Source organism: Acinetobacter sp. YH12046 (assembly GCF_013419905.1).
Lineage (GTDB): Bacteria > Pseudomonadota > Gammaproteobacteria > Pseudomonadales > Moraxellaceae > Acinetobacter.
The window spans coordinates 1-2,180 of the sequence record NZ_VOZF01000067.1 but is presented as its reverse complement, the minus strand read 5'-3'; the positions used below and the strand labels follow the sequence as shown (position 1 = coordinate 2,180).

Annotated in this window: 2 protein-coding genes and 1 pseudogene; 2 read left to right on the top strand and 1 reads right to left on the bottom strand. The window is 42.5% G+C overall.

Annotation, left to right across the window (positions count from 1 at the left end):
* Positions 1-122: pseudogene (locus tag FTU03_RS15865) on the top strand (hypothetical protein); the annotation flags it as partial.
* 67 nt (positions 123-189) lie between these two features.
* Positions 190-654 carry an ATP-binding protein gene (locus FTU03_RS15860; protein ID WP_071830580.1) on the top strand — a complete coding sequence of 155 codons (465 nt, stop codon included), beginning with the start codon at positions 190-192 and terminating at the stop codon, positions 652-654.
* 73 nt (positions 655-727) lie between these two features.
* Here the strand turns inward: FTU03_RS15860 and mph are convergent, their stop codons facing one another.
* A complete protein-coding gene (mph, locus tag FTU03_RS15855) occupies positions 728-1,615 on the bottom strand; it encodes an Mph(E)/Mph(G) family macrolide 2'-phosphotransferase (RefSeq protein ID WP_071830579.1) in 888 nt (295 codons plus the stop codon).
* Positions 1,616-2,180: the final 565 nt, after the last annotated feature.

Sequence of the window (2,180 nt, the reverse complement as noted above, 5' to 3'; positions counted from 1 at the left end):
ACCGCCATCGTGTCGTGATCGGCAAGGATACGCGCCTGTCGGGCTATATGCTTGAACCCGCGCTCACAGCCGGTTTCACCTCGATGGGCATGGACGTATTCCTTTTTGGCCCGCTGCCGACAACGTAATAGGAAGAATAAACGCCCTTTTCACCCAAGTCCAAATTAATTTGCCGATTCCATAATCAGGGTGTATTACAATTCCATAGAGTTTTTCAATCCAGGTGGTTTAGCTGATAACTTAACGATTGATCAGCTTCTTCGTGAAGATTACTCGCCATGGGCGCGCAATAAAAGGATATCTGCCACGTTCAAAGAAGCGCATTTTATTGAAAAATATGGGTCAGGCATCAAACGAATCCAAGAAGGCTTCGCATCCTATGGTCTGCGTCCCCCTGTCTTTGAAAATTTCCAGCACGGTTTTCGAGTTATTGTCTCATCAAAGCTACTTTTCGAATCTAATGAGGGAGTAAGTGAGGGAGTAAATCTACTATTTAATCAGATAAGAACTAATCCAGGAAAGCGTGCACCATTTTTAGTAAACGAGCTATTAGTTCCTGTCAAGATAGTAGAGCGGTGGCTCAAAATCTTAAGAGATGATCATAAAATCGAGTTTCGAGGAGCTCCTAAAAGTGGAGGATACTGGCTAAAATAGAAATCAATGATACTCTTAAGTGGCACCAATCGAACTCCTATTTTAGCATTTAAAAAAGTATCCTCACATCATTTTATTGAACAATACCTAAGGCTGCTCTGGCGGCATTGATATGATTATCGTCGTTGCACTCTACCGCAAAAGCGCCATATGCTAATGGAGCTGCAGCAGCCCTCTCTATAGATTGTTCGTAGAGCCTATCCCATATCGTTCCGCCTTGTTTAGCATACTCCGTTATCAAACTCTTCAGGCTATCCTCTCCAAAAACCGATACGTGACCAGAAAAGTCCAGTGCAGGATCACCCATATGCGCAGTAGACCAATCTATGATACCAGAGGTCTTACCTTCCTTCGAGGTTAAGACATGCCCTGCATAGAGATCGCCATGGATGAAACAAGTGAATTCAGGCCACAAAGGGTCATTGTCCAACCATCTACGGTATCTGTTTTCCAACGGCTCGCTGATACCTATCTCAGATTTCACCAAGTGGATACGGTCAGCTATTTCGGTCCTCAATTCACTTGGAGTCATTATTTTCAAGTTGCTCTTTCTCACATCGTCAGCTGTAATACGATGTAATTCGGCCAATGATTTTGCCAGAGACTCCACATAAGCTATGCTATCGCGATCTATGTTCCAAGAAACCTCATGTGTTATCGCATCGAATGTCAGAGCAGGCGCATCCTCCAGTAAAGGGTAGGCTATTAGGCGCTCCGATACAATTTTCCAATCAGGGACATTGATCGACAGGTTTCTTTTGGCTAAATCCAATATTCTACTTTCATTTTCGATTTGTTCAAGCATATCGCTTCTTCGAGGTATACGGAGTACCCAGTTCTCACCGTTTACTTCCTTTACAAAGGCAACTCTAAAGTCGATGCCCATCTCATTGACGCTCATCTCTTCCGAAATTCTCAGCCCATGCTCTAGGGCTAATGTTTGCATATCTTCGATTGTCATTTCTATACTGTTTTCTTTTATTAAATTGGTACCAGTTCCCCCGACAGGACATTCTGAATGTCATATACAGGTGTAACACTTTACCCATATTCTTTTCGTATGGATAACACTTCCCATCAGGGAACAAAAATCTGATACATGAATTAATTGTGAGACAGTAGACCTACTGTCGCATTGAAGCCATCTCGGCGACTATTTGATTAGGAAAACCAAGGCTTTGCCATCATAGCCTTATCATAGAAGTATAACATAGTTGTAAAGATAGAAAATTATTTTTTATTCATCCATGATGTTATTATTTTATAATAACATCATCTAAACATGTCCTGTCGCTCTTTTGTGCTGTGATATTTCATACCTATTAACTGCTTTCGTTTGAATTATACGACGTTCTACTCACAATAGGGCAAGGGTTACTCATTCCGTAGGATGCGGTTCACGTATAGGAAGAATAAACGCCCTTTTCACCCAAGTCCAACAGCTTTGGACCGCAGTTGACTCTTTCGACACCCCTGCGATGCAACCCAATCCGGCTGACGGGGAGCCAGCAACGCTGAAAATTTAC